Annotated in this window: 20 protein-coding genes; 10 read left to right on the top strand and 10 right to left on the bottom strand. The window is 69.5% G+C overall.

Annotated elements, in window-relative coordinates; all coding sequences use genetic code 11:
• Window positions 1-10: 10 nt before the first annotated feature.
• Window positions 11-676, bottom strand: coding sequence for a helix-turn-helix transcriptional regulator (locus ACHWVH_RS08565; RefSeq protein WP_267103463.1), 666 nt, complete (start codon window positions 674-676; stop codon window positions 11-13).
• Between the two features lie 71 nt (window positions 677-747).
• Between ACHWVH_RS08565 and ACHWVH_RS08560 the strand changes: the two genes are divergently transcribed.
• From ACHWVH_RS08560 to ACHWVH_RS08515, 10 genes are all read left to right on the top strand, one after another.
• Window positions 748-1,245 carry an OsmC family protein gene (locus ACHWVH_RS08560; protein ID WP_267122290.1) on the top strand — a complete coding sequence of 166 codons (498 nt, stop codon included), beginning with the start codon at window positions 748-750 and terminating at the stop codon, window positions 1,243-1,245.
• On the top strand, window positions 1,242-1,685 hold the full coding sequence (locus tag ACHWVH_RS08555; protein ID WP_267122289.1) for a hypothetical protein: 444 nt from the start codon (window positions 1,242-1,244) through the stop codon (window positions 1,683-1,685). Before ACHWVH_RS08560 ends, ACHWVH_RS08555 begins: the two co-directional genes overlap by 4 nt.
• Window positions 1,686-2,041: 356 nt before the next feature.
• Entirely contained in the window at window positions 2,042-3,028 is a 987-nt protein-coding gene (locus tag ACHWVH_RS08550) for a PhoH family protein (protein ID WP_148828102.1), read from the top strand.
• Complete coding sequence (locus ACHWVH_RS08545) at window positions 3,025-3,591, top strand: hypothetical protein (protein ID WP_295927674.1); 567 nt, start codon at window positions 3,025-3,027, stop codon at window positions 3,589-3,591. Before ACHWVH_RS08550 ends, ACHWVH_RS08545 begins: the two co-directional genes overlap by 4 nt.
• A gap of 104 nt (window positions 3,592-3,695) precedes the next feature.
• Entirely contained in the window at window positions 3,696-4,583 is an 888-nt protein-coding gene (locus tag ACHWVH_RS08540) for a hypothetical protein (RefSeq protein ID WP_295927676.1), read from the top strand.
• Between the two features lie 53 nt (window positions 4,584-4,636).
• Complete coding sequence (gene ybeY, locus ACHWVH_RS08535; RefSeq protein WP_017908182.1) at window positions 4,637-5,122, top strand: rRNA maturation RNase YbeY; 486 nt, start codon at window positions 4,637-4,639, stop codon at window positions 5,120-5,122.
• Window positions 5,123-5,293: 171 nt separating this feature from the next.
• On the top strand, window positions 5,294-5,911 hold the full coding sequence (locus ACHWVH_RS08530; RefSeq protein ID WP_394686994.1) for a hypothetical protein: 618 nt from the start codon (window positions 5,294-5,296) through the stop codon (window positions 5,909-5,911).
• A gap of 111 nt (window positions 5,912-6,022) precedes the next feature.
• A complete protein-coding gene (locus ACHWVH_RS08525) occupies window positions 6,023-6,904 on the top strand; it encodes an HlyC/CorC family transporter (RefSeq protein WP_026144230.1) in 882 nt (293 codons plus the stop codon).
• 44 nt (window positions 6,905-6,948) lie between these two features.
• Entirely contained in the window at window positions 6,949-8,199 is a 1,251-nt protein-coding gene (locus ACHWVH_RS08520) for a DUF4105 domain-containing protein (protein ID WP_394687167.1), read from the top strand.
• A gap of 49 nt (window positions 8,200-8,248) precedes the next feature.
• Window positions 8,249-9,244 carry a magnesium and cobalt transport protein CorA gene (locus tag ACHWVH_RS08515; RefSeq protein WP_017908178.1) on the top strand — a complete coding sequence of 332 codons (996 nt, stop codon included), beginning with the start codon at window positions 8,249-8,251 and terminating at the stop codon, window positions 9,242-9,244.
• Between the two features lie 171 nt (window positions 9,245-9,415).
• Here the strand turns inward: ACHWVH_RS08515 and ACHWVH_RS08510 are convergent, their stop codons facing one another.
• The 9 genes from ACHWVH_RS08510 to ACHWVH_RS08470 form a co-directional block, all read right to left on the bottom strand.
• On the bottom strand, window positions 9,416-10,780 hold the full coding sequence (locus ACHWVH_RS08510; protein ID WP_394686993.1) for an NAD-dependent succinate-semialdehyde dehydrogenase: 1,365 nt from the start codon (window positions 10,778-10,780) through the stop codon (window positions 9,416-9,418).
• Between the two features lie 302 nt (window positions 10,781-11,082).
• The gene (locus tag ACHWVH_RS08505; protein WP_150410992.1) at window positions 11,083-11,934 is read right to left on the bottom strand and encodes an ABC transporter permease subunit; all 852 of its coding nucleotides are present in this window, start codon (window positions 11,932-11,934) and stop codon (window positions 11,083-11,085) included.
• Window positions 11,931-12,806: an ABC transporter permease subunit gene (locus ACHWVH_RS08500; protein ID WP_267103668.1), complete on the bottom strand. Its 876-nt coding sequence runs from the start codon at window positions 12,804-12,806 to the stop codon at window positions 11,931-11,933. The genes ACHWVH_RS08505 and ACHWVH_RS08500 overlap by 4 nt, the downstream gene beginning before the upstream one ends.
• A gap of 71 nt (window positions 12,807-12,877) precedes the next feature.
• Window positions 12,878-14,020: an ABC transporter ATP-binding protein gene (locus ACHWVH_RS08495; RefSeq protein WP_017912269.1), complete on the bottom strand. Its 1,143-nt coding sequence runs from the start codon at window positions 14,018-14,020 to the stop codon at window positions 12,878-12,880.
• A 172-nt stretch (window positions 14,021-14,192) separates the two neighbouring features.
• Entirely contained in the window at window positions 14,193-15,695 is a 1,503-nt protein-coding gene (locus tag ACHWVH_RS08490; protein ID WP_394687166.1) for an efflux transporter outer membrane subunit, read from the bottom strand.
• 13 nt (window positions 15,696-15,708) lie between these two features.
• Entirely contained in the window at window positions 15,709-17,286 is a 1,578-nt protein-coding gene (locus ACHWVH_RS08485) for a DHA2 family efflux MFS transporter permease subunit (RefSeq protein WP_017909044.1), read from the bottom strand.
• Complete coding sequence (locus tag ACHWVH_RS08480; protein ID WP_267099279.1) at window positions 17,283-18,551, bottom strand: HlyD family secretion protein; 1,269 nt, start codon at window positions 18,549-18,551, stop codon at window positions 17,283-17,285. The genes ACHWVH_RS08485 and ACHWVH_RS08480 overlap by 4 nt, the downstream gene beginning before the upstream one ends.
• Before the next feature lie 563 nt (window positions 18,552-19,114).
• Complete coding sequence (locus ACHWVH_RS08475; protein ID WP_394686992.1) at window positions 19,115-20,236, bottom strand: polyamine ABC transporter substrate-binding protein; 1,122 nt, start codon at window positions 20,234-20,236, stop codon at window positions 19,115-19,117.
• Window positions 20,237-20,327: 91 nt separating this feature from the next.
• A complete protein-coding gene (locus ACHWVH_RS08470; protein WP_267116917.1) occupies window positions 20,328-21,692 on the bottom strand; it encodes an aspartate aminotransferase family protein in 1,365 nt (454 codons plus the stop codon).
• Between the last annotated feature and the right edge of the window lie 648 nt (window positions 21,693-22,340).

Raw genomic sequence — 22,340 nt, 5'->3', positions numbered from 1 at the left:
CCTCAGCGCGCTAGTCGAGCGCGCTGAGCAAGCGCTCGCCGCGCGGGCCGATCTGCACCGCCCGCGAATCCGGCACGCGCCGGGCCAGGCCGGTGTCGAGGAGATACCGGAGCACGGCACTGCCCAGCGCACCGGCGACGTGGTCGCGGCGCTCGCTCCAGTCCAGGCACGGCCGGCACAGCGGCCGCCGCGACGCACGCAGCGCAGCCACGTCGATGCCGATCGCCGCGCACCAGGCGGCGCCGGATGCGCTCAAGGCCATGCCGTCGCTGCACAGCAGATGCCCGCGCGCTTCCATCTGTTGGCGCCAGCGGATCGCCAGTTCGCCGGCAAGGTGGTCGTAGCACACCCGCGCCCGGCGCAGACCGGGATCCGCCGGGCCGACCCGCCGCGTCATCGGCGGCGGCGCCAGTCCCATCATCGCCTCGACCGCCGCGGCGACGTCTGCGCCGGCCAGACGGAAATAGCGGTGTCGCCCTTGGCGCGCCACCGCGAGCAAGCCGGCGTCGACCAGTTGCGACAAGTGCCGGCTCGCAGTCGACGGCGCCACCGCGCCGTCCAGCGCCAGTTCGCTGGCAGTGCGCGCCTGTCCGCTCATCAACGCCGCCAGCATGCGACTGCGCGCCGGGTCGCCGAGCAGAAAGGCGGCACGTGCAAGCAGGGTGTCCTCGCTCATGCTTCGATTCTAGACGAAGCATGCCGCCACGCTGGCGCCTACCTTGCCTGCTCCCCACACGAGGCAGACGCATGACCGACACGCTGCACCACTACACATCGCACTTGCACTGGATCGGCAACCGCGGCGGCGGCACCGTCGACTACAGCGACTACGGTCGCGATTACGCGTTGACCGTTCCCGGCAAACCCACGCTGACCGGCAGCGCCGACCCGCTCTTCCTCGGCGACCCGGCGCTGCACAATCCGGAAGACCTATTCGTCGGCGCTCTCGCCGCCTGCCACATGCTCACCTACCTGGCCCTGTGCGCGCATGCCGGCATCCAGGTGCTGGCCTACGAGGACCAGGCCCAGGGCTGGCTGGAGATGCGCCCCGGCCACGGCGGACGCTTTCGCGAGGTGGCGCTGGCGCCGCGCGTGACCATCGCGACGGACAGCGACGCGCACCGCGCACAGGCCTTGCACGCACAGGCCCACGCGCAGTGCTTCATCGCCAACAGCTGCGCCATGCCGGTGCGTTGCGAGGCGACGATCGTGCGCCCGGGCGAGCCGCCGGAGGCCGCGCGATGAAGGACGTCGAAATCCACCTCGAAGAACGCCCCGGCGCTCTGTCCGCCATGGCCCAGGCACTCGGCGCGGCCGGCATCAGCATCGAAGGCGGCGGCGTGTGGCGCGTGGACGGGCGCGCGGTCGCGCACTTCCTGTTCGATGCCGCCGCACCGGCAAGCGAGACCTTGCGCGCGCACGGTTTCCACGTGGCCGCCGAACACCCGGTGGTGAGCCTGCGCCTGGACCAGGACACGCCGGGACAGCTCGGCCTGCTGACCGGCATGCTCGGCGCCGCCGGCATCAACATCGCCGTGCAGTACAGCGACCACCACGGGCACCTGATCCTGGTCGTGGACGACCCCGCCGGTGCACGCGCGATTGCGGACGCCTGGATGCAGGCGCGCGACGCGCGGTGTTTAGACGGCGCTAGCGATGGTGATCGCCGCCAAGGCACGTCATAACCGATCCCGGAAAAGACGAACGCCGTTGCCACGGATGCATCGCCGGCCGCACGGGTGCGATTTTTTCGCCAGCACAGGGCGGCGCCTTGCGTGGCAAGGCGTTCGCGCGGTTGTCCACAGGCTTTTGGACAATCGATCCACATGCATTGTGGACAACGTTGCCATCCCTGCAGCCGCGATGACTGCACAAGTGGCGGGGCGCGCTTGGCGCTGCTCCCCGAGGTGCACGGCGGCGACTTCGGCGTGCACACGCCCACACCGCCGCCGCGCGCCCTTCACTGGCCCGGCTACGCGCCGCGCGCTACCCTTTGCGCCCCTCTTTTTTTCGACGTCGCCGCCGGCGGCGCGCGCCCGCCATGACCACCCCCGCGCAACGCGACTTCACCCTGGATCCCGCCGACACCGAGCGCCTGGCCAACCTGGCCGGCCCGTTCGATGCGCATCTGCGGCAGATCGAACTGCGCCTGGGCGTGGAGATCTCCAACCGCGGCAACGTTTACCGGGTGACCGGGCCGGAGCCGGCGGTGGCGGCGGCCGAGCGGCTACTGCAGGCGCTGTACGCCGAGGCCGACCACGTCGCCTTCGACGACCAGGAAATCCACCTGCGGCTCAACCAGTCCAACGTCGACCAGGTGACGCAGCGCGCGTACCAGCCGCAGGACGTGGCGATCAAGGTCAGGCGCGGCACGGTGCGCGGCCGCGGCGCCAACCAGGCCAAGTACCTGCACCAGATCGCCACCCACGACATCAACTTCGGCATCGGCCCGGCCGGCACCGGCAAGACCTTCCTGGCCGTGGCCAGCGCGGTGGAAGCGCTGAACGAATCGCGGGTACAGCGGCTGATCCTGGTGCGCCCGGCAGTGGAGGCCGGCGAGAAGCTGGGCTTTCTGCCGGGCGACCTCACCCAGAAGGTCGACCCCTACCTGCGCCCGCTGTACGACGCGCTGTACGAGATGCTGGGCGTGGAGAAGGTGGTCAAGCTGCTGGAGAAGAACGTCATCGAGATCGCGCCGCTGGCGTACATGCGCGGACGCACCCTCAACGACGCCTACGTGATCCTGGACGAAGCGCAGAACACCACCATCGAGCAGATGAAGATGTTCCTGACCCGGCTCGGCTTCGGCAGCACCGCCGTGGTCACCGGCGACCTGACCCAGATCGACCTGCCCAAGCACGTCAAGTCCGGCCTGCGCGATGCCGTCGAAGTGCTGCACGAGGTGGACGGAGTCAGCTTCACCTTCTTCGAGGCGCGCGACGTGGTCCGGCATCCGCTGGTGGCGCGCATCGTCAACGCCTACGAGAAGCGCGACGTGGTCGACCGCGCCAGCGGCCCGTCCGCATGATCCGGCCCTGGCCCGGCCTGCTGGCAGCGCTGCTTTGCGTGGCCGGCGGCGCCAACGGCCAGCCGCAGGATCCGCCGCCAGCGCAGGACCCGGCGCCGCAGCGCGTCGCCCTGGCGCAATCGCTGACCCCGCCGTGCCTGTCGATCGTGCAGGACGCGGCCAGCATCGGGCTGCCGCGCGACGTCCTCGAGCGCGCCGCGTCGATCGCCCGTACCTCGCCGACCGCGCCGCGCGACGACGAGGCGCAACGCCTGGCCTGGATCGCCGGCACCCGCGCGCAAGCGCTGCTCGATGCGGCCGAAACCGCCAGTGCGACGCGCGACCGCTTCGGCTGCAACGCGCTGGCCTACGCAAAGGTGCCAGCGGACAGCCTCTACCTCGTCGGCCAACTGCTCGAACACGGCCAGGCCGCGGTGTGGCTGCCCGCGTCGGGGCGCTTCGCCGCCACGGTGGACATCCGGCGCGACAATCCGCAATGCCAGCGAGGCCCGATGGGCAGCCTGGCCTACCGCGTCGACGACGAAAAGACCCCGCTGCTGTTCCTGGTCGCATGCGTGACTTGAGCCTGCTGCTGCGCGCCTGTCGCGGCACTCCGTAGCGACCGCACGCACCACGCGGCAGTGACCGACGTACACTGCGATGCTGCTGCCGTGCACGGGGAGGTGCCATGTTCCAGCGATCGTCGTCGTTCGCCTGTCTGCTCTGGCCGATCCTGGCCGCCTGCGCCGCGCCAGCGGCTGCCGCCACGGCTGCGCCGCCCGCAGCAACACCGGCGCGCCCCTTCGTCGAAACCAGCTACGTGGTCGCTCCCGGCACCGTGGGCGACTTCAGCCTGCGCGGCAGCAAGTACGACCCGGCCGCCAAGGCCGCCGGCGCCGGCTTCCTCTACGTGCTGAAAGGTCATCCGGAACTGACCATCAACGTGTTCGTCTATCCCGCCGGACAAAAGGAATCGGCGCGGGCCATCGCCGACGGCATGGCGGGCTTCCGCGCCGATCTGGCCGCAGCGGTCTCCGGCGGCACCTACGCGGAACTGCACGAACTGGGCGCGCAACGGTTCGAGCTGGGCATCGTCGTCGAACCGGCGCCGAAGGCCGCCAGCGCCCTGGACAAGGCGCTGGTCGCGGCGATCGCCGAGGCCCAACGTGTGCCCGGAGAAAAGCTGCGGATGGAACTGCGCCTCGACCCGGAGGATGCACCGGCCCGCTCCAACGGCTATCTGTTCTACAAACAGCTCTACTACTTCAAGGTGCGCGTGTCGGCCGCTGCGCAGGACATCGGACCGGATGCCTTCGACACCCTCGCCGACCAGGCGGCGCGCGCGCTCGTGCCCGCCATCCAGGTGACCAATGTCGGCGGCTGCGCGACACCGACCATCCAGATCGACCCGAACGGCAAGCCGGAACAGGCGGCACTGCAGCTGGTCCGCCAGAGCACCCTCTACCAGGGCTTCAACTGCAGCAAATCCGCCGCAGACGCTGGCATCGACCGCGCGGCAGGCAATGCCGCCGTGATCGAGATCGCCTACGACGCCGGCGACTGGGCGTCGCCCTGAGCGCGCGTTAGCGCGATACTGTGGCTCACACCGCAGCACCCGGCCGTTCCGCCATGACCAAAGGTCCCGTCCGCCTCGATGTCGGCGTCAGCTACGCCCTGCCCCGCGCCGGGCTGCCGGCGGCGCCGAGCTTCCGCAAGTGGGTCGCCGCGGCACTGAAGGGCCGCATCCGCGAGGCCGACCTGGCGATCCGTCTGGTCGACGACCGCGAAGGCCGCGCCCTCAACCAGCACTACCGCGGCAAGGACTACGCCACCAACGTGCTCAGCTTCCCGGCCGAACTGCCCGAGGGGTTGCCGAAGGGCGTCAAGCTGCCGCTACTCGGCGATCTGGTGATCTGCGCACCGGTGGTGGCGCGCGAGGCCGCCGAACAGGACAAGCCGCTCAACGCGCACTACGCGCACCTGACCGTGCACGGCGTGCTGCACCTGCTCGGCTGGGACCACGAGGACGACAAGGAAGCCGAGGCGATGGAGCAACTGGAGCGCGAGATCCTGGCCGACCTCGGCGTCTCCGACCCCTACGCCGGCGAGCGTTGATCCGAGATCCCACACCCGCTGTCGCGACCGACCCTCACCCCAACCCCTCTCCCGGGGGGAGAGGGGCTTAATGTGTTCCCCACCACCCCGCGCTGGTCAAGCGCGGGCGCCGGCGGTAACGTGGCCGCGCGGCGATCGCCGCAGCCCCGCTTTTCTTCGAGGTTCCGTGCGTTGATTCGTCCCTCGCTCGTCCTGCTCGCGCTCGCCTGCGCCGTCCCCGCTGCCGTCGCAGCGCCTGCCGCGCCGCCCACTGCAACGCCTGCCGCCACCGCCACCGCCGATCCGGCCATCGACCTGCCGGCGCTGCTGGAATGCCGCCAGCACGTGGCCGACTTCACTGCACTGGCGCCGCTGCTGGCCGATCCGCTGAAGGCGGTGGCGCACGGCTGGCGGCCGCTGCCACAGTCCAACCTGTTCATGACCGAGTACGCGCTGACCCGGCCGATCCAGGTGTTCGGCTACAGCAGCGAGCGCATCGCCTTCTCCGGCGCCAGCGTGATGGCGATCCTGGACCTGCCCGACCCGCGGCCGCTGGCCAAGCGCCTGAATCTGGAAGCGGCGGTGGACACCCCGGAGAAGGCCATGTTCGGCCGCGAAGTGCTCAGCCGCGACGTCCACGATCCCAAGACCGGCGAGCCGATGATCGAGTCGATCATCCTCAGCGTGTCCACGGTGAAATCGCATCCCGGCAAGACCCTGGCCGGCTGCAGCTACAGCCTGGACCTGCCCGAGGAGCCGGGCGCGCCCCCGGCGCCGGACGCGCTGCATACGCCGGCCAAGGGCGGCTGAACCCGCGCCGGCGGGCCGACCGGTGCGGGCCGCCGACGTCGCGATGCTGTCGCGAGCGCCCTGCTAGACTTGCGGCTACCGCCCGTTCGACCGGGCGCCTACCCACAGAACATGTCAGAAGACGGACCGAGTAGTACCTCCCCGGAATCCCACGAAAAACGTCGCGGCTGGCTGGAACGCCTGACCTCGGTGTTCTCCGGCGACCCGCACACCCGCGACGATCTGGTCGAGGTGCTGCGCGACGCGCAGCACGATGGCCTGATCGCCGCCGACACGCTGCGCATGATGGAGGGCGCGCTGTCGGTCTCCGAACTGACCGTCGGCGACGTGATGGTCTCGCGCGCGCAGATGGTGTCGCTGCCGGTGGAGTCGCGCTTCCTCGACCTGATGAAGCAGGTGGTCGAATCCGGCCACTCGCGCTTCCCGGTGCATGGCGAGAACAAGGACGACATCCTCGGCATCCTGCTGGCCAAGGATCTGCTGCGCGGCGTGGTCGCCGACCACGGTCCCGGCACGGTGCGCGAACTGCTGCGCCCGGCGGTGCTGATTCCGGAGTCGAAGAAGCTCAACGTGCTGCTCAAGGAGTTCCGGCTCTCGCGCAACCACATGGCGATCGTGGTCGACGAGTACGGCGGCGTGGCCGGGCTGGTGACCATCGAGGACGTGCTGGAGCAGATCGTCGGCGACATCGACGACGAGCACGACGACGCCGAGGACGAGGCCTCGCTGATCGCCGCGCAGGCCGACGGCCAGTACGTGGTGGATGCGCTGACCCCGATCGAGGATTTCAACGAGCGCTTCGGCGCCGACTTCCCCGACGACGACTACGACACCGTCGGTGGATTGGTCACCGAGGCGATCGGCCACCTGCCCGAGACCGGCGAGGAACTGACCCTGGGGCGGTTCGCGTTCCGCGTGGCAAAGGCCGACGCGCGCCGGGTGCAGGCGTTCCACGTCACCATCCTGCCGCCTCCCGCGCAGGACGGCGCTTGAGCACGCACCGCGTGCCGCGCTTGCGCGCGGCCTGCTGGCTGGGAATGCTGCTGGCCCTGTGGACCGGGCTGGCCTTCGCGCAGACCGCGCCTGCGGATCCGGCGGCACCGCCGCCGCTGGCCGCAGCGGCGCCCGCAGCGCCCGACGCGGCTGCGACCACTGCCGCCAGCGCCAGCAGCGACCCCGCACCGCGCATCGGCGTGGCGACGATGCAGCCCGGCGAAGTGTTCTTCGAGCGCTTCGGCCACGACGCCATCGTGGTGCTCGACACGCGCACGGGCCAGGCCACCTCGTACAACTTCGGTTTCTTCGACCCCAGCGAACCGGGCTTCGTCGGCCGCTTCGCCGCCGGCGACATGCGCTACTACCTGGTCGCCCTGCCGCTGCAGGAGGACCTGGAGCAATACCGCGAAGCCGGCCGCGGCGTCGACATCCAGTGGCTGGACCTGGCCCCGGCGCAGGCACGCGCGCTGCAGCAGGCGCTGGCTTGGCGCGCGCGCCCGGAAAACGCGCGCTACCGCTACGACTACTACACCGCCAACTGCGCCACGATGGTCCGCGACGCGCTGGACCGGGCCATGGGCGGCGCGCTGCACGCGCAGCTGTCGGGCCGCTCGCGCGGCAATACCTACCGCAGCGAATCGGTCCGCCTGGCCTCGCCGGCACCGTGGATGTGGCTGGGCTTCGACCTGGGCCTGGGCCCGTACGCCGACAAACCGCTGTCGCGCTGGGAAGAGGCGTTCGTGCCGATGCGCCTGGCCGAGAGCCTGAACGAGGTGCGCAACAGCGAAGGCCGCCCGCTGGTGCAGGCGCGCCAGCAGTTGCTGCCGCAGCGGCTGCCGCCGGAACCGCCGGAACAGCTGCGGCACTGGTGGCCGTGGCTGCTGGTCGGGCTGGTCGCGGCGGCGGGGGTGCTGGCGCTGGGCCGCCGCCCGCGCTGGCTGGCCGCGCTGGCGCTGCCATTCTGGCTGCTATGCGCGCTCGGCGGCACGGTCCTGCTGTACCTGTGGGGCTTCAGCGAGCATCGTGCCGCCTGGGGCAACCGCAACCTGTTGCTGCTGGATCCGCTGTGCCTGCCGCTGCTGTTCGGCGGCATTGCCGTGCTGCGCGGGCGCCGCCCCGGACGCTGGTTCGACGTGCTGCTGTGGCTGGTGGTGGCGCTGGCCGGTGCCGCGCTGCTGATCCACTGGCTGTCGATGCTGCAGCCGCAATTCAACCTGCAATGGATCGCATTGCTGCTGCCGGTGCACGCGGCGCTGGCCTGGGCGCTCACCCGCCCTCGCCCGCAGCCCTGATACCGTCGCGCAACTCGCCACGCGCGCCTCCGCCGAACCCACTCCCGCCATGGCCTCCGCGACCGCCAATCCCGCCTGCGTCATCAACTGCGTGCACTACGACGGCCATGGCCGCCGCCACGACATCGCCCTGGAGCAGATCAGCGACGTGCTGGCCGGCCACGACGACGGCTTCGTCTGGGTCGGCATGTACGAGCCCGGCGACGCGGTACTGCAGCAGCTCAAGGAGGAATTCCAGCTGCACGAACTGGCGATCGAGGACACCCGCAAGGCGCACCAGCGGCCCAAGGTCGAGGCCTTCGGCAACTCGCTGTTCCTGGCGGTGCACACCGCGCAGGTGATCGACGAACGCATCGTCTACGGCGAAACCCACGCCTTCCTCGGCGCGCGCTTCCTGCTGACCGTGCGCCACGGCGCCTCGCTGCCCTACGCGCCGGTGCGCGAGCGGCTGGAACGCGAGGCCTCGCTGATGAAACTCGGCCCGTCCTACGCGCTCTACGCGGTGCTGGACTATGTGGTGGACAACTACCAGCCGATCCTCGACGCCTTCCGGCAGAGCCTGGAACGGCTGGAGGCCGACATCTTCGCCGAGTCGTATCGGCGCGACACCGCGATCCGCCTGTACGAACTGAAGCGCGAACTCAACCAGATGCGTCTGGCGGTGGCGCCGCTGCAGGACGTGCTGGCGCACCTCAAGCGCCACCCCGGCCCGCTGATCGCCGAGGAGGTGCGGCTGTACGTGCGCGACGTGCTCGACCATGCGGTGCGCACCAACGACGCCATCGACACCCTGCGCGAGATGCTCGGTACCGCGCTGAGCGTGAACCTGTCGCTGGTCACCCTGGCCCAGGGCGAGACGGTCAAGCGCCTCGGCGCCTGGGCCGCCCTGCTCGCCGCTCCGACCCTGATCACCAGCTGGTACGGCATGAACTTCAAGCAGATGCCGGAACTGGAATGGCCCTGGGCCTACCCGCTGATGGTCGGCGGCGTCGCCGCGGTGTGCGTGGCGCTGTATGTGGCGTTCAAGCGGGCGAGGTGGTTGTGAGCCGCCGCGCAGCGGCGGCGGGAATGGAGAAACGGGAATCGGGAATGGACAGCGCGCCGCAGTCGTGATGTAACGCTGCATCGTTAGGCGTGCAGCAATCATCCGTGACAGACGGCGCCATCAGGCGCCGCCGCTTTTCCCATTCCCAATTCTCCATTCCCGATTCCCAACTCAAGCCACATACACCGACTTGATGTTCATGAACTCATGGATGCCATGCTCGGCCAGTTCGCGGCCGAAGCCGGAGCGCTTGATGCCGCCGAACGGCAGGCGCACGTCGCTCTTGACGATGGCGTTGACGAAGGCGGCGCCGCACTGCAGCTGGCAGGCCACGCGTTCGCCGCGGGCGCGGTCGGCGGTCCAGACGCTGCCGCCGAGGCCGAAGGTGGTGTCGTTGGCCACGCGCACGGCTTCGGCTTCGTCGGCCACGCGCAGGATCGCCGCGACCGGGCCGAACAGTTCTTCGTCGTAGGCCGGCATGCCCGGCGTCACGCGGTCGAGGATCGACGCCGGATAGCCGGCGTGGCTGCCGCGCTCGGGTTCGCAACCGAGCAATGGCTTTGCCCCCTTGGCGATGCTGGCCTGCACCTGCTTGTGCAGTTCGTCGCGCAGGTCCTGGCGCGCCATCGGCGCCAGCGTGGTCGCCTCGTCCTGCGGGTCGCCGAGGCGACGCTCGGCCGCGGCGGCGGCGAAGCGGCTTACGAATTCGTCGGCGATCGCCTCCACCACCACGAAACGCTTGGCCGCGATGCAGGTCTGCCCGGCGTTGTCGAAGCGCGACTTCACCGCCGCGGCGACGGTAGCGTCCAGGTCGGCGTCGTCCAGCACCACGAAGGCGTCGCTGCCGCCCAGTTCCATCACGCACTTCTTCAGCTGCCCACCGGCGTTGGCGGCGATGGAGCGGCCGGCGCGCTCGCTGCCGGTCAGGGTGACCGCGGCCACGCGTGCATCGCGCAGCACCTCGGCGGCCTGGTCGTTGTCGATGTGCAGCACGTCGAACACCCCGTCCGGCACGCCGGCATCGGCCAGCACCTTGCGGATGGCGTCGGCGCAACGCGGCACGTTGCTGGCGTGCTTGAGCAGGGCGACGTTGCCGGCCATCAGCGCCGGCGCCAGGAAGCGGAACACCTGCCAGATCGGGAAGTTCCACGGCATCACCGCCAGCACGCAGCCCAGCGGTTCGTAGCGCACGTAGCTGCGCTGCGCATCGGTGACCACCGCCTGCTCGCGCAGGTACTCGGCCGCGTGCTCGGCGTAGTAGTCGCAGGCCGCGGCGCACTTGTCGAGTTCGGCCAGGGCCTCCTTGCGCAGCTTGCCCATTTCCGCGGTCATCACCCGCTGGATCGCGTCGCGCTGTTCGCGCAGTTGCGCACCGACCTTGCGCAGCAGCGCGCCGCGCTGCTCCAGCGGCGTCGCCGCCCAGCCCGGAAACGCCTGCGCCGCAGCAGCCAGGCGCTGTTCGACGGCGGCGGCATCCATCAGCTCGAGACTGTATTCGACCTGGCCGTTGGCCGGATTGACGGTGTCGTAAGGCATCGCGCGGACTCCTGGAAAAGTGTCCGGCCAGCCTAGCGCCGTGGACGTTGCGGCGACGTGGCGATGCCAGAGAGCGCGATGGCTCACAGTGTTCCGCGTGGCCTGTATGAGTCGACTGTCATGCAGCAGCCAGGAGCGACGCTCCGTGCTTTCCGATGGCGCAATCCGTCGGGACTGAAGTCCCTCCCACAGTGCACCAGGCAAGCTCGCCGCACGATCCCGTGGGAGCGGCTTAAGCCGCGACAGGCCTTACCGGCAATGCGTGTCGCGGCTGACGCCGCTCCACGGAAAAGCAGCGCACATCATCCCCCCTGCTGTTGCGCCAACTGCATGTCGCGCTGGCGGCGCTTCTCGCTGCGCGCCATCAGCCACCAGCCAACAAACGCGGCGATCGAGACCGCCAGCACCATCAGCGTGGCCAGCGCGTTGATCTTGGGCTTCAGGCCCATGCGCACCGAGGAGAACACGGTCATCGGCAGCGTGGTCGAATCCGGGCCGGCGACGAAGTTGGCGATCACCACGTCGTCCAGCGACAGGGTGAACGCCAGCAGCCAGCCCGACACCAGCGCCGGGGCGATGATCGGCACGGTGATCAGGAAGAACACCTTGAGCCGGTTGGCGCCCAGGTCCATCGCCGCCTCTTCCAGCGAGCGGTCCAGTTCCTGCAGGCGCGAGGACACCACCACGGTGACGAAGGACAGGGTGAAGGTGACATGCGCGGCCCAGATCGCCATCACCCCCTTGGGCGGGATGCCGAGCACGCCGCCCATCGATACCAGCATCATCATGATCGACAGGCCGATGATCACCTCCGGCATCACCAGCGGCGCGGTCACCAGCGCGCCGAACAGGCTCTTGCTGGGGAAGCGGCGGAAGCGGGTCATCGCCATCGCCGCCAGCGTGCCGAGCACCATCGACGCGGTGGCGGTCCAGAACGCCACCTTCAGGCTGATCCACGCCGCCTGCAGGATCTGCCGGTCGCGCAGCAGTTCGCCGTACCACTTGGTGGAGAAGCCGGCCCACACCGTCGCCAGCTTGGAGGCGTTGAACGAATACACCATCAACAGCAGGATCGGCAGGTACAGGAAGGCGAAGCCGGCGCCCAGCACCGTCCAGCGCAATACCCTGCCCATGCCGCCGCGCGCGCCGCTCATGCCTGACCGCCTTCGAGCTGGCGCTGCTGGTAGCGGTTGAAGATCAGGATCGGCACCATCAGCAGCGCCAGCATCGCGATCGCCACCGCCGAGGCGGTCGGCCAGTCGCGGTTGTTGAAGAACTCGCCCCACAGCACCCGGCCGATCATCAGCGTGTCCGGGCCGCCGAGCATCTCCGGGATCACGAACTCGCCCACCGCCGGGATCATCACCAGCATGCAGCCGGCGACGATGCCCGGCCGCGACAGCGGCAGGGTCACGGTCAGGAACGCCTTCCACGGCGGCGCGCCGAGATCGTAGGCGGCCTCGAGCAGGCGCTGGTCGAGCTTGACCAGGGTCGCGTACAGCGGCAGCACCATGAACGGCAGATAGCAGTAGACGATGCCGATGTAGGCGGCGACCGGCGTGTACAGGATATGAAGCGGCGCATCGATCAGGCCCAGCGCCAGCAGCGCCCGGTTGAGCACGCCGTTGCTGTCGAGGATGCCGATCCAGGCGTAGACGCGGATCAGGAACGAGGTCCACGACGGCAGCACCACCAGCATCATCGCGATGTTGCGCGCCGACGGCGACAGCCGCGCGATCGCGTAGGCCATCGGGTAGCCGATCAGCAGGGTCAGCACGGTGGAGATGCCGGCGATCTTGATCGAGCCCCAGTAGGCCTCGATGTACTGGTGGTCGCGCAGCAGCGCCAGGTAGTTCTGCAGGGTCAGCTTCAGCGTCAGCACGCCGTCGCGGACTTCGAGCAGTTCGCTGTACGGCGGGCTGCGGATGGCCTGCTCGGCGAACGAGATGCGCAGCACGATCAGGAACGGGATCGCGAAGAACAGCAGCAACCACAGGTACGGCGCGGCGATCACCAGCCAGCGCATGGCCGGCAGCGAGTGCAGGCGCAGGCGCAGCCGCGGCGTCGGCTCGGGCGGCACCGGGACGACGGGCGCGCTCATGCGGTCAGCACCACGCCGTCGTTGTCGTCCCACGACACCCACACCGTGTCGCCCCAGGTCATGCCTTCGCTGTCCCAGCGCTTCTGGTTGGCGAAGTTGGATTGCACGCGGATGCCGCTGGGCAGACGCACGTGGAAGATCGAGTGGCTGCCGAAATAGGCGATGTCCTCGATGGTGCCGCGCGCCTTGTTGTAGGTCTGCTCGGGTTCGCCCTTGGTGATCCAGACCTTTTCCGGACGCACCGCGAACGCCACTTCCTGCCCTTCCACGCCGGTGATGCCGTGGCTGATGTAGATCGGCACCGGGAACTGCGGGCACAACACGGTTACGTGGTCGGGATGATCCTCGCCGATGCGGCCCTCGAACATGTTCACCGAGCCGATGAACTCGGCGACGAAACGGCTGTTCGGCGACTCGTAGATGTCGCCCGGCGTGCCGACCTGGCGGATGCGGCCCTGCTCCATCAGCGCGATGCGCGTGGCCATGGTCATCGCCTCCTCCTGGTCGTGGGTGACCATCACGCAGGTCACCCCCGAGGTCTCGATGATCGAGACCAGTTCCAGCTGCATCTGCGAGCGCAGCTTCTTGTCCAGCGCGCCCATCGGCTCGTCCAGCAGCAGCAGTTTCGGCCGCTTGGCCAGCGAGCGCGCCAGCGCCACGCGCTGCTGCTGGCCGCCGGAGAGCTGGTGCGGCTTGCGCTTGCCGAGCGTGCCCAGCCGCACCAGCTCCAGCATCTCGCCGACACGGCTGGCGATAGCGCTGCGCGACAGGCCGTCCTGCTTCAGCCCGAAGGCGATGTTCTGCTCCACGCTCATGTGCGGGAACAGCGCGTAGGACTGGAACATCATGTTGAGCGGGCGCTGGTACGGCGGCAGCCCATCCAGCGGCTGGCCGTCGAGCACGATGCGGCCGCGGCTGGGCTGCTCGAACCCGCCCAGGCAGCGCAGCAGCGTCGACTTGCCGCTGCCGGAACCGCCGAGCAGCGCGAAGATCTCGCCCTGGCCGATGTCCAGATCGATGTCGTCCAGCGCGACGAATCCGTCGAATTCCTTGCGCAGGCCGGCGATGGACACATAGCCGGCGCCCTTGGCCGGCGGCGGTGCCGGCAGATGGTCGGTTCTCGCTTCGCTCAACGCCATCGCTGATTCCCCGTGAAGCACGCCGTCGTGCGGAGCGCCGCTGCGGCGGCGACCGCGGCGCGGTGAGCCTCAGTGTAGCCGTGGGCGCCGCGTCGGCGATACCGCGGCGGCCACGCCGCGCGGCGGCGCGGGATTCGGGAGTCGGGATTGGGGATTCGCAGAAGCGGCGCGCTTACTGCGCCGTGGCTGGCGCTGGCGCGGACGCCGATGCCTGCGGTTCTCCCCAGCCCAGGCCCAGGCTCTTCTGCAGGGCCACGTAGCGCAGCAGCACCTGGGTATGCGCCTGCAGCGCACTGTCCTGGGCGGAGGCCTGCTGGCGCTGCACATCCAGCGCATCGATCAGCGACGAGGCGCCGGCGGCATAGCGTTGCTGCAGCAACGCAGCGGAACGATCGGCCGAGGCGGCGGCCTTGTCCGCGGCCAGCGCCTGCTGGCGCGCGGCGCCGAACCGCGCCAGGGCGCCGTTGGCATCCTGCAGCGCGGCCAGCACCGTGCCTTCGTAGGCGGCCAGCCGCGCGGCGTTGCCGGCGCGGGCCTGCTCGACCTTGGCGCGGGTGCCGCCGAAATCGAAGATCGACCAGCGCAGGAACGGCGCCACCACGCTGTTGACGGCGTCGCGACCGAGATCGCCCGGCGAGGTCGCGGCCATGCCGATGTTGCCCAGCAGCGTGACCTGCGGGAAATACGCGGTCAGCGCTTCGCCGATCTTCGCCGACGAGGCGGCCAGCTGGCGCTCGGCGCGGCGCACGTCCGGGCGCCGGCGGATCAGCGCGCCGGCATCGTCCACCGGCACCGTCGCCGGCAGCGTCGGCAACGGCCGGTCGGCGGCCAGTTCGGCATCGAGCGCGCCGGGCTCGCGGCCGATCATCAGCGCCAACTGGTCCAGCGCCACCTGCGCCTGCGCCTGCAGGTCCGGGAGTACCGCTTCCTGTTGCTGCAGTTGCGCCTGCGCGCGTTCCACCTGCAGGTCGGCGTCGGCGCCGCGCTCGCGGCGCTGCCGGGTCAGCTGCAGGGTCTGCCGGGCAGCCTCCAGGTTGCGCTGGGCCACGGCCATGCGCGCACGCGTGCTGCGGTAGCCCAGGTAGGCCTGCCCCACTTCGGCGGCAATCTGCACCTGGGTGTCGGCGAGGTCGGCCTCGTCGGCCTGGGCATCGGCCAGTGCGCCCTCGCTGGCGCGGCGGCGGCGGCCGAAGAAATCCAGTTCCCAGCTGGCATCGATGCCGACGCTGTAGAGCTGCGCGCGCGGATCGATCTCCACCGGCTGGCCGGTGCCGGCGGCGATGCTGCCCAGGCGGTCGGTCAGCGCATCCGGCGCGCGCGCGGTGAGATAGGCCGCGTTGGCGCCCACGCTGGGCAACTGCTCGGCGTGGCGCTGGTCGACCAGCGCGCGCGAGGCGCGCAGGCGCGCCTGCGCCACCCGCAGGTTGGGGCTGTGCTGCAGGGCCTGCTCGACCAGCATGGTCAATTGCGGATCCTGCAGGGTGTCCCACCAGCGCTGCGGCGGCGGTGCCGGCACCACGCCGGCGGCCGCGGCCGTGGCATCGGCGCGGTGCAGCCGCGGCTGCGCCAGCGCCGCCTCGGCCACCGGCGGCGGCTTCACGTAGTCCGGGCCGAGCATGCAGGCCGACAGCAGCGAGGGCAGCGCGGCGGCTACGAGAACGCGGGAGAAACGCAGGGCCATGGAATCCTCAATGCATCGCGAGCGGAGCGCCGCCCTTGGGCAGCGGCTTGAGCAGGAACGCCAGCGGGATCGTGCAGACCACGATCACCCCGAAGATCCAGAACAGATCGTTGTAGGTCATCACCAGGGCCTGCTGCTGCACCAGCCGCGCCAGTTGCGCCAGCGACTGCATCGCCGCGCCGGCGCCGGACACCGACTGCAGTTGCGCGGCGATGCCGTGCAGGTAGTCCTGCGCCAGCGGCGAATTGGCGGTGGTGCCGCTGCCGAGCATCTGCGTATGGAACACCATGCGCCGCTCCTGGAAGGTGGAGATCAGCGCCAGGCCGATCGAGCCGCCCATGTTGCGCGCGGCATTGAACAGGCCCGAGGCGTCGCCGGCCAGGTCCGGCGGCACCGAGGAGATCGCCGCCTGGTTGAGCGACATCATCGCCAGCGCCAGCCCGCAGCCCTGCAGCAGCTGCCCGGCGACGAAATGCATGCCGACCGACTCGGCGGTGAGGTGCATGTTGACGAAGCAGGCCGCGGCGAAGCAGCTCAACCCGCCGAGCACCAGCACGCGCACATCCACCGTGGTCAGCAGCTTGGGCATCATCGGCATCAGCAGCACCGTGGGGACGCCCGACAGCAGCACCACGTAGCCGGACTGCTCGGTGTTGTAGCCGGAGATCACCGCCAGGAACTGCGGAATCATGTACATGACCCCGAACAGGATCATGCCTACCGCCATCACCATCACGAACACCGCGCCGAAACTGCGCTGCAGCAGGATCGACAGGCGGATCACCGGCTGCCGGCTGAGGAATTGCGAGCCCACCAGGGCGATGAAGCCGACCAGCGAGACCACGCTCAGCAGCACGATCTCGGTGGATTCGAACCAGCGCTCGCGCTGGCCTTCTTCCAGCACCACGGTGAGCGCGCCCAGTCCGGCGGTCAGGCCGAAGATGCCGAGCCAGTCGGCGTCGAGCAGACCGCGCAGATACATGCGCTCGTGCGGCAGCCCGAGCAGCAGCAGCGCCACCAGGCCGGCACAGACCGGCACGTTGAGGAAGAACGCGTAGTGCCAGCTCACGTTCTCGGTGAGCCAGCCGCCCAGCAGCGGCCCGATCACCGGGCCCAGGATCACGGTCATGCCGAACAGCGCCGTGCCCAGAGTCTGCTGCGCCGGCGGCAGGCGCGTGGCGACGATGGTCAGCGCGGTGGGGATCAGCGCGCCGCCGGCGAAGCCCTGGCCGACCCGGCCGAGGATCATCATGGTCAGGCTGCTGGACAGGCCGCACACCACCGAGAAGAAGGTGAACAGCAGCGCGCAGATCAGCAGGAAGTTGCGCAGCCCGAGGGTGCGCACGAACCAGCCGGTCAGCGGGATCATCACGATCTCGGCGACCAGGTAGGAGGTCGAGATCCAGGTGCCTTCGGTGCCGCTGGCGCCGACCTCGCCCTGGATGGTCGGCAGCGCGGCGTTGACGATGGAGATGTCCAGCGTCGCCATGAACGAGCCGATGGTGCCGGCGGCCACCGCCAGCCAGGCCCCGGTGTCGGCCTTTTGCGACGCCTGCGCGCCGGCCGCCGCGGCCGCTTCGCTCACGGGGTGCGCCCGCGCGGGGCGACCGCATCCTGGCCCTGCGCGTCCTCTTCCTCCACGCGCTCCTTGGCATCCTTGGCGCTGCGCGTATCGACGGTCACCGTCACCGACATGCCCGGCACCAGCACCTTGCGCGCCTCGGCGCCGGCCTTGAGGCGGATGCGCACCGGCACCCGCTGCACCACCTTGGTGAAGTTGCCGGTGGCGTTCTCCGGCGGCAACAGCGCGAACTGCGACCCGGTGCCCGGGGCGATGCTCTCGACCACGCCGTCCAGTTCCACCCCGGACAGCGCATCGACCTCGATCCGCGCCGGCTGCCCCGGCCGCATCAGCCCGACCTGGGTTTCCTTGAAGTTGGCGCTCAGGTACAGCGCGTCCACCGGCACCACGCTCATCAACCGGGTGCCGGCCGCGACGAACTGGCCGACCTGCACGGTCTTGTCGCCGATGCGGCCGGCGATGCGCGCGGTCAGGCGGGTGTCCTCCACCGCCACTTCCGCCTGCGCGGCGTCGGCCTGCGCCTGCACCAGCCCGGCGCGGGCCTGGTCGAGCTTGGCGCTGGTGCCCTGCACCTGGCTCTCCGCAGCGACGACCTGGGCCTTGGCCGCGTCGAACTGCGCCTGCGCGCGGTCGCGGTCGTGGACGATGCTTTCGTAGTGTTCGTGCGTGTCGGCGCCGGACGCGGCGAGCGGCCCGAAGCGCTTGGCCTCGCCCTGGGCGAAGCGCAGGCTGGCGGCGGCGGCAGTGACCTGGGTGCGCGCCTGCAGCAGGCTGGCGCGCTGCGCCTGCAGCCCGGCCTCGGCGGCAGCGATGTCGGCCTGGCGTACCGCGATCGCCGCCTGCGCCTGCTCCAGGGTGGCGCGGTAGGTGCGCGGGTCGATCTCCAGCAGCGGCTGCCCAGCGGCCACGCTCTGGTTGTCGCGCACATACACCGCGGTCACGTAGCCGTTGACCCGCGGCGCCACCGCCACCGTATCGGCCTGCAGATAGGCGTTGTTGGTTTCCTGCAGGTAGCGGCCGGTGGTGAGGTAATAGATCAGCCACACCACCAGGCCGATCACCACCAGCAGGCCGATCAGCAGCAGGGTCCATTTGACCTTGGGGTTCTTCAGCGGCGACGGCGTGTCGGACTTGCCGTCGTCGGCTTGGCCCTTGCCGTCATGGCCCGTGTCGTCCCGGGGCGAGCCGGACTGGCCCTGGCCGGCATGGGCGTCGCGCGCGGCGGCCTGCCGCGGCGCCTGTGAGGAGTCTGGGTCGTGGTTGCTCAAGTCGCTGATTCCTGGGGAGAGGAAGAACGTCGCCGGGTCGGAACGGCGTCGCCACCAAACGGTAGCGTACGCCGGCCGGCGCATTATTTGTACCGGTGAGTACAGAGTGTGTGAGCATCGCGTGGCGGTGGCGCTGCAGCGTCGCCGCGATGGCGGGCGCTGTGCGGCGCCCGACCCGGCCGCTTGGGTCGAGGGAGCGATGCTCCCGGTCTCTCATCGCGATGGGGGGAGCGATGTGTCGGGGCGACCTTCACTCGCGCGACGAGGTGCGATCGGGACGGCCCGTCGCGGCTGAAGCCGCTCCTGCGGGAGAGGGTGTTACTGGCTCCGATCTCAACCGGGAGAGCGTGCCGGCGCGGTGCCTGCGTGCACCGGCAAAAAATTCCAGGAGCGGCTTCAGCCGCGACGGGCGAAGACGCGATGCGTCCCAGGCAGCATCGCGTCTGGACTGAAGTCCCTCCCACAACAGCCGCTTACGCTCCCCCTGGTCGCTCGGGCAAGCGCAGCGCCATAGCGGTCCGGGGGAACCGGCAAAGCCTTACCCTGACCGCAACGCCGGCGGCTCAACGGCCGGTCTTGATCTCCGTCCACAGGCGGGTGTACAGCTTGTCCACCTCGGGCGGGTTGATCGAATAGGTGAACATCTTCGCGGCCACTTCCGGCGGCGGATAGATGGTGGGATCGTTGCGGATCGCCGCGTCCACCAGCGGGGTCGCCTGCGGCACCGGGTTGGCGTAGTGGATGAAGTCGGTATTGGCCGCGGCCACCTTGGGCGTCAGCAGGTAGTTGATGAACGCGTAGGCGTTCTCCGGATGCTTGGCGTCCTTGGGAATGGCCAGCATGTCGAACCACTGCGGCGCGCCTTCCTTGGGGATCGAATAGGCCACGTGCACGCCGTTCTTGGCTTCCTCGGCGCGGTCGCGCGCCTGGATGATGTCGCCGGACCAGCCCACCGCCAGGCAGGTACTGCCGTTGGCCAGCGAGGTCACGTACTGCGAGGAGTGGAAGTTCTGCACGTACGGGCGGATGCGCTTGATCAGCGCCGCGGCCTGCTCGATCTTGGCCGGGTCGGTGCTGTGCGGATCCTCGCCCAGGTAGTGCAGCGCGATCGGGATCAGGTCCGAGGGCGTATCCAGCAGGGTCACGCCGCAGTCCTTGAGCTTGGACAGGTTCTCCGGCTTGAACACCAGGTCCCAGCTGTTGGCGATGTCGGTGCTGCCGAACGCGGCCTTGACCTTGTCCACGTTGTAGCCGATGCCGGTGGTGCCGACCATGTACGGCACGCCGTACTTGTTGCCCGGATCCTGCTGCGCGATGCGCTGCATGATCTGCGGATCGAGATTGGCCAAGTTCGGGATCCTGCTCTTGTCCAGCGGCAGGAACACGCCGGCCTGGATCTGCCGGCCGAAGAAGTTCAGCGTCGGCACCACCACGTCGTAGCCGCTGCCGCCGGCCAGCAGCTTGGTCTCCACCATCTCGTCGCTGTCGAAGACGTCGTAGGTGACCTTGATCCCGCTCTGTTTCTCGAAGTCGGGAATCGTGTTCTCGGCGATGTAGTCCGAGTAGTTGTAGACGTTGAGCACCTTCGCCCCGCCCTGCCCCGCCTTGTCCGCGTCGCCGCCGGAGCCGCCGCAGCCGGCGAGCAGCGCCGTGGCCAGGGAAAGAGTGAGCAGTCGCAAGGTCATGGCAGGTCTCCGCAGGTCCATGGGCAAGAGGGGGAAGATCGGCGCCGCGCGCCGGATCCGGGGTGGACGTTCCAGACTACCCAGCGCCGGGCTATTTGCCCAGCGCCTGGGCCGTATCCTCCAGCGCCAGCCAGGCCTTGTCGAACAGTTCGTCGACCTGGGCACGGCTGAGGATCAGCGGCGGCGACAGCAGCATCGCGTCGTTGGTGGCGCGCAGGATCAGGCCGCGGCGCAGCGCATTGTCGCGGCACAATGCGCCGACCTTGCCGCGCTCGGGGAAGTACTGCCGGCGCGGCTTATCCGGCACCAGTTCCAGCGCGCCGATCATGCCGACGATGCGCGCCTCGCCCACCAGCCGGTGCTCGCCCAGCTCGGCCCAGCGTTGCGCCAGGTACGGCGCGATCTCGTTGCGCGCGCGTTCGACGATGCCCTCTTCCTGCAGCAGGCGCAGGTTCTCCAGCGCCACCGCCGCGCACACCGGGTGCCCGGAATAGGTGCAGCCATGCGCCAACTCGCCACCCTGCTCCTTCAGCACCGTGGCCACGCGCGTGCCGAACATCGCCGCGCCGAGCGGGATGTAGCCGGAGGTGATGCCCTTGGCAATGGTCATCACGTCCGGCTGGAAGCCGAAGTGTTGCGACCCGAACCATTCGCCGGTGCGGCCGAAGCCGCAGATCACCTCGTCGGCGACCAGCAGCACGTCGTAGCGGCGGCAGATGCGCTCGATCTCCGGCCAGTAGCTGCGCGGCGGAATGTACACGCCGATCGCGCCCATGATCGGCTCGCCGATGAACGCGGCCACCCGCTCCGGCCCCAGTTCCAGGATCTTGTCCTCCAGCCGCCGCGCGGCGAGCAGCCCGTATTCCTCCGGATCCATGTCGCCGCCGTCACCGAACCAGTACGGCGGATCGATGTGGTGGATGTCGGGGATCGGCAAGCCGCCCTGGCGGTGCATGCCCTTCATCCCGCCGAGGCTGGCGCCGGCCATGGTGGTGCCGTGGTAGCCGTCGTGGCGGCCGATGAAGATGGTCTTCTGCGGCTGGTCCTGCACGGCCCAGAAGTGCCGCACCAGGCGCAGGATGGTGTCGTTGGCCTCGGAGCCGGAGTTGGTGAAGAAGGCATGGTCGAGGTCGCCGGGCGCCAGTTCGGCGAGCTTGGCGGCCAGGCGGATGGTGGGTTCGGTGGTGCACTGGAAGAAGCTGTTGTAGTACGCCAGCTGTTCCATCTGCCGCGCGGCGGCCTGGCCGAGTTCCTTGCGCCCGTAGCCGACGTTGACGCACCACAGGCCGGCGAAGGCATCCAGCAACTGGTTGCCGTCGGCGTCCCAGACGTAGGCGCCATCGCCGCGGGTGAGGATGCGGGTGCCTTTCTGCGCCAGGGCGGCGTTGTCGTTGAACGGGTGCAGGTGGTGCGCGGCATCCAGGTCCTGCAGGGCGCGCGTGTCGATCGGGTCCATGTCCACTCCAAGGTCGGTACCAAGGCCGCAACGCGGCCAAGCTTTGCTGTTGCTGTTGCTGTTGCTGTTGCTGTTGCGCTTGCTCTTGCTGTCTTTGCCCTTGCCTTTGCCTTTGCCTTTGCTTTAACGGGTTCCCTTCCGAAGCGGCGGCCGGCCCGGGGAAAAACCCCGAAGGGGCGGCGCACATGGACGTGCGCCGTTCGCGGCAGGGGCAGGATGCCCCTTCCGCGAATCCCCGGGTTGGACGCGGACCCGGAGCGCGTTAGCGCGGAGGGCGCGAGGCAGGGTGTGCTTTCTTTTGGTTACTTTTCTTTGCACAAGCAAAGAAAAGTGACTCGCCGCCAGGCGAAAGCTTTGCTCTTGAAGATGCTGCCGCCGCTCCTACAGTTCTTCTCGTCTGACACTCAAGCTTGAAGCAACAGCAAAAGCTTTAAAGGCTTTCGCCCTTTCGGGCGAGTTACTTTTCTTTGCTCGCGCAAAGAAAAGGTAACCAAAAGAAAGCGCGCCCTGCCTTCGCGCCCTCCGCGCTGCGCGCTCCGGGTCCGCGTCCATCACGGGGATCCGCGGAAGGGGCATCCTGCCCCTGCCGCGGACGGCGTACATCCATGTACGCCGCCCTTCGGGTTTTTCCCCGCGATGGCCGCCGCT

Origin of the sequence: uncultured Xanthomonas sp., from assembly GCF_964278005.1 — a bacterium.
GTDB lineage: Bacteria > Pseudomonadota > Gammaproteobacteria > Xanthomonadales > Xanthomonadaceae > Xanthomonas_A > Xanthomonas_A sontii.
Note: the sequence above shows the minus strand (reverse complement) of the source record. Positions and strands in the feature narration are given on the sequence as shown.

Bases quoted from the DNA above. Each gene is read 5' to 3' on its own strand.
- ACHWVH_RS08565 (WP_267103463.1), bottom strand. From the start codon at position 676: ATGAGCGAGGACACCCTGCTTGCACGTGCCGCCTTTCTGCTCGGCGAC.
- ACHWVH_RS08560 (WP_267122290.1), top strand. From the start codon at position 748: ATGACCGACACGCTGCACCACTACACATCGCACTTGCACTGGATCGGC.
- ACHWVH_RS08555 (WP_267122289.1), top strand. From the start codon at position 1,242: ATGAAGGACGTCGAAATCCACCTCGAAGAACGCCCCGGCGCTCTGTCC.
- ACHWVH_RS08550 (WP_148828102.1), top strand. From the start codon at position 2,042: ATGACCACCCCCGCGCAACGCGACTTCACCCTGGATCCCGCCGACACC.
- ACHWVH_RS08545 (WP_295927674.1), top strand. From the start codon at position 3,025: ATGATCCGGCCCTGGCCCGGCCTGCTGGCAGCGCTGCTTTGCGTGGCC.
- ACHWVH_RS08540 (WP_295927676.1), top strand. From the start codon at position 3,696: ATGTTCCAGCGATCGTCGTCGTTCGCCTGTCTGCTCTGGCCGATCCTG.
- ybeY (WP_017908182.1), top strand. From the start codon at position 4,637: ATGACCAAAGGTCCCGTCCGCCTCGATGTCGGCGTCAGCTACGCCCTG.
- ACHWVH_RS08525 (WP_026144230.1), top strand. From the start codon at position 6,023: ATGTCAGAAGACGGACCGAGTAGTACCTCCCCGGAATCCCACGAAAAA.
- ACHWVH_RS08520 (WP_394687167.1), top strand. From the start codon at position 6,949: ATGCTGCTGGCCCTGTGGACCGGGCTGGCCTTCGCGCAGACCGCGCCT.
- ACHWVH_RS08515 (WP_017908178.1), top strand. From the start codon at position 8,249: ATGGCCTCCGCGACCGCCAATCCCGCCTGCGTCATCAACTGCGTGCAC.
- ACHWVH_RS08510 (WP_394686993.1), bottom strand. From the start codon at position 10,780: ATGCCTTACGACACCGTCAATCCGGCCAACGGCCAGGTCGAATACAGT.
- ACHWVH_RS08505 (WP_150410992.1), bottom strand. From the start codon at position 11,934: ATGAGCGGCGCGCGCGGCGGCATGGGCAGGGTATTGCGCTGGACGGTG.
- ACHWVH_RS08500 (WP_267103668.1), bottom strand. From the start codon at position 12,806: ATGCGCTGGCTGGTGATCGCCGCGCCGTACCTGTGGTTGCTGCTGTTC.
- ACHWVH_RS08495 (WP_017912269.1), bottom strand. From the start codon at position 14,020: ATGGCGTTGAGCGAAGCGAGAACCGACCATCTGCCGGCACCGCCGCCG.
- ACHWVH_RS08475 (WP_394686992.1), bottom strand. From the start codon at position 20,236: ATGACCTTGCGACTGCTCACTCTTTCCCTGGCCACGGCGCTGCTCGCC.
- ACHWVH_RS08470 (WP_267116917.1), bottom strand. From the start codon at position 21,692: ATGGACCCGATCGACACGCGCGCCCTGCAGGACCTGGATGCCGCGCAC.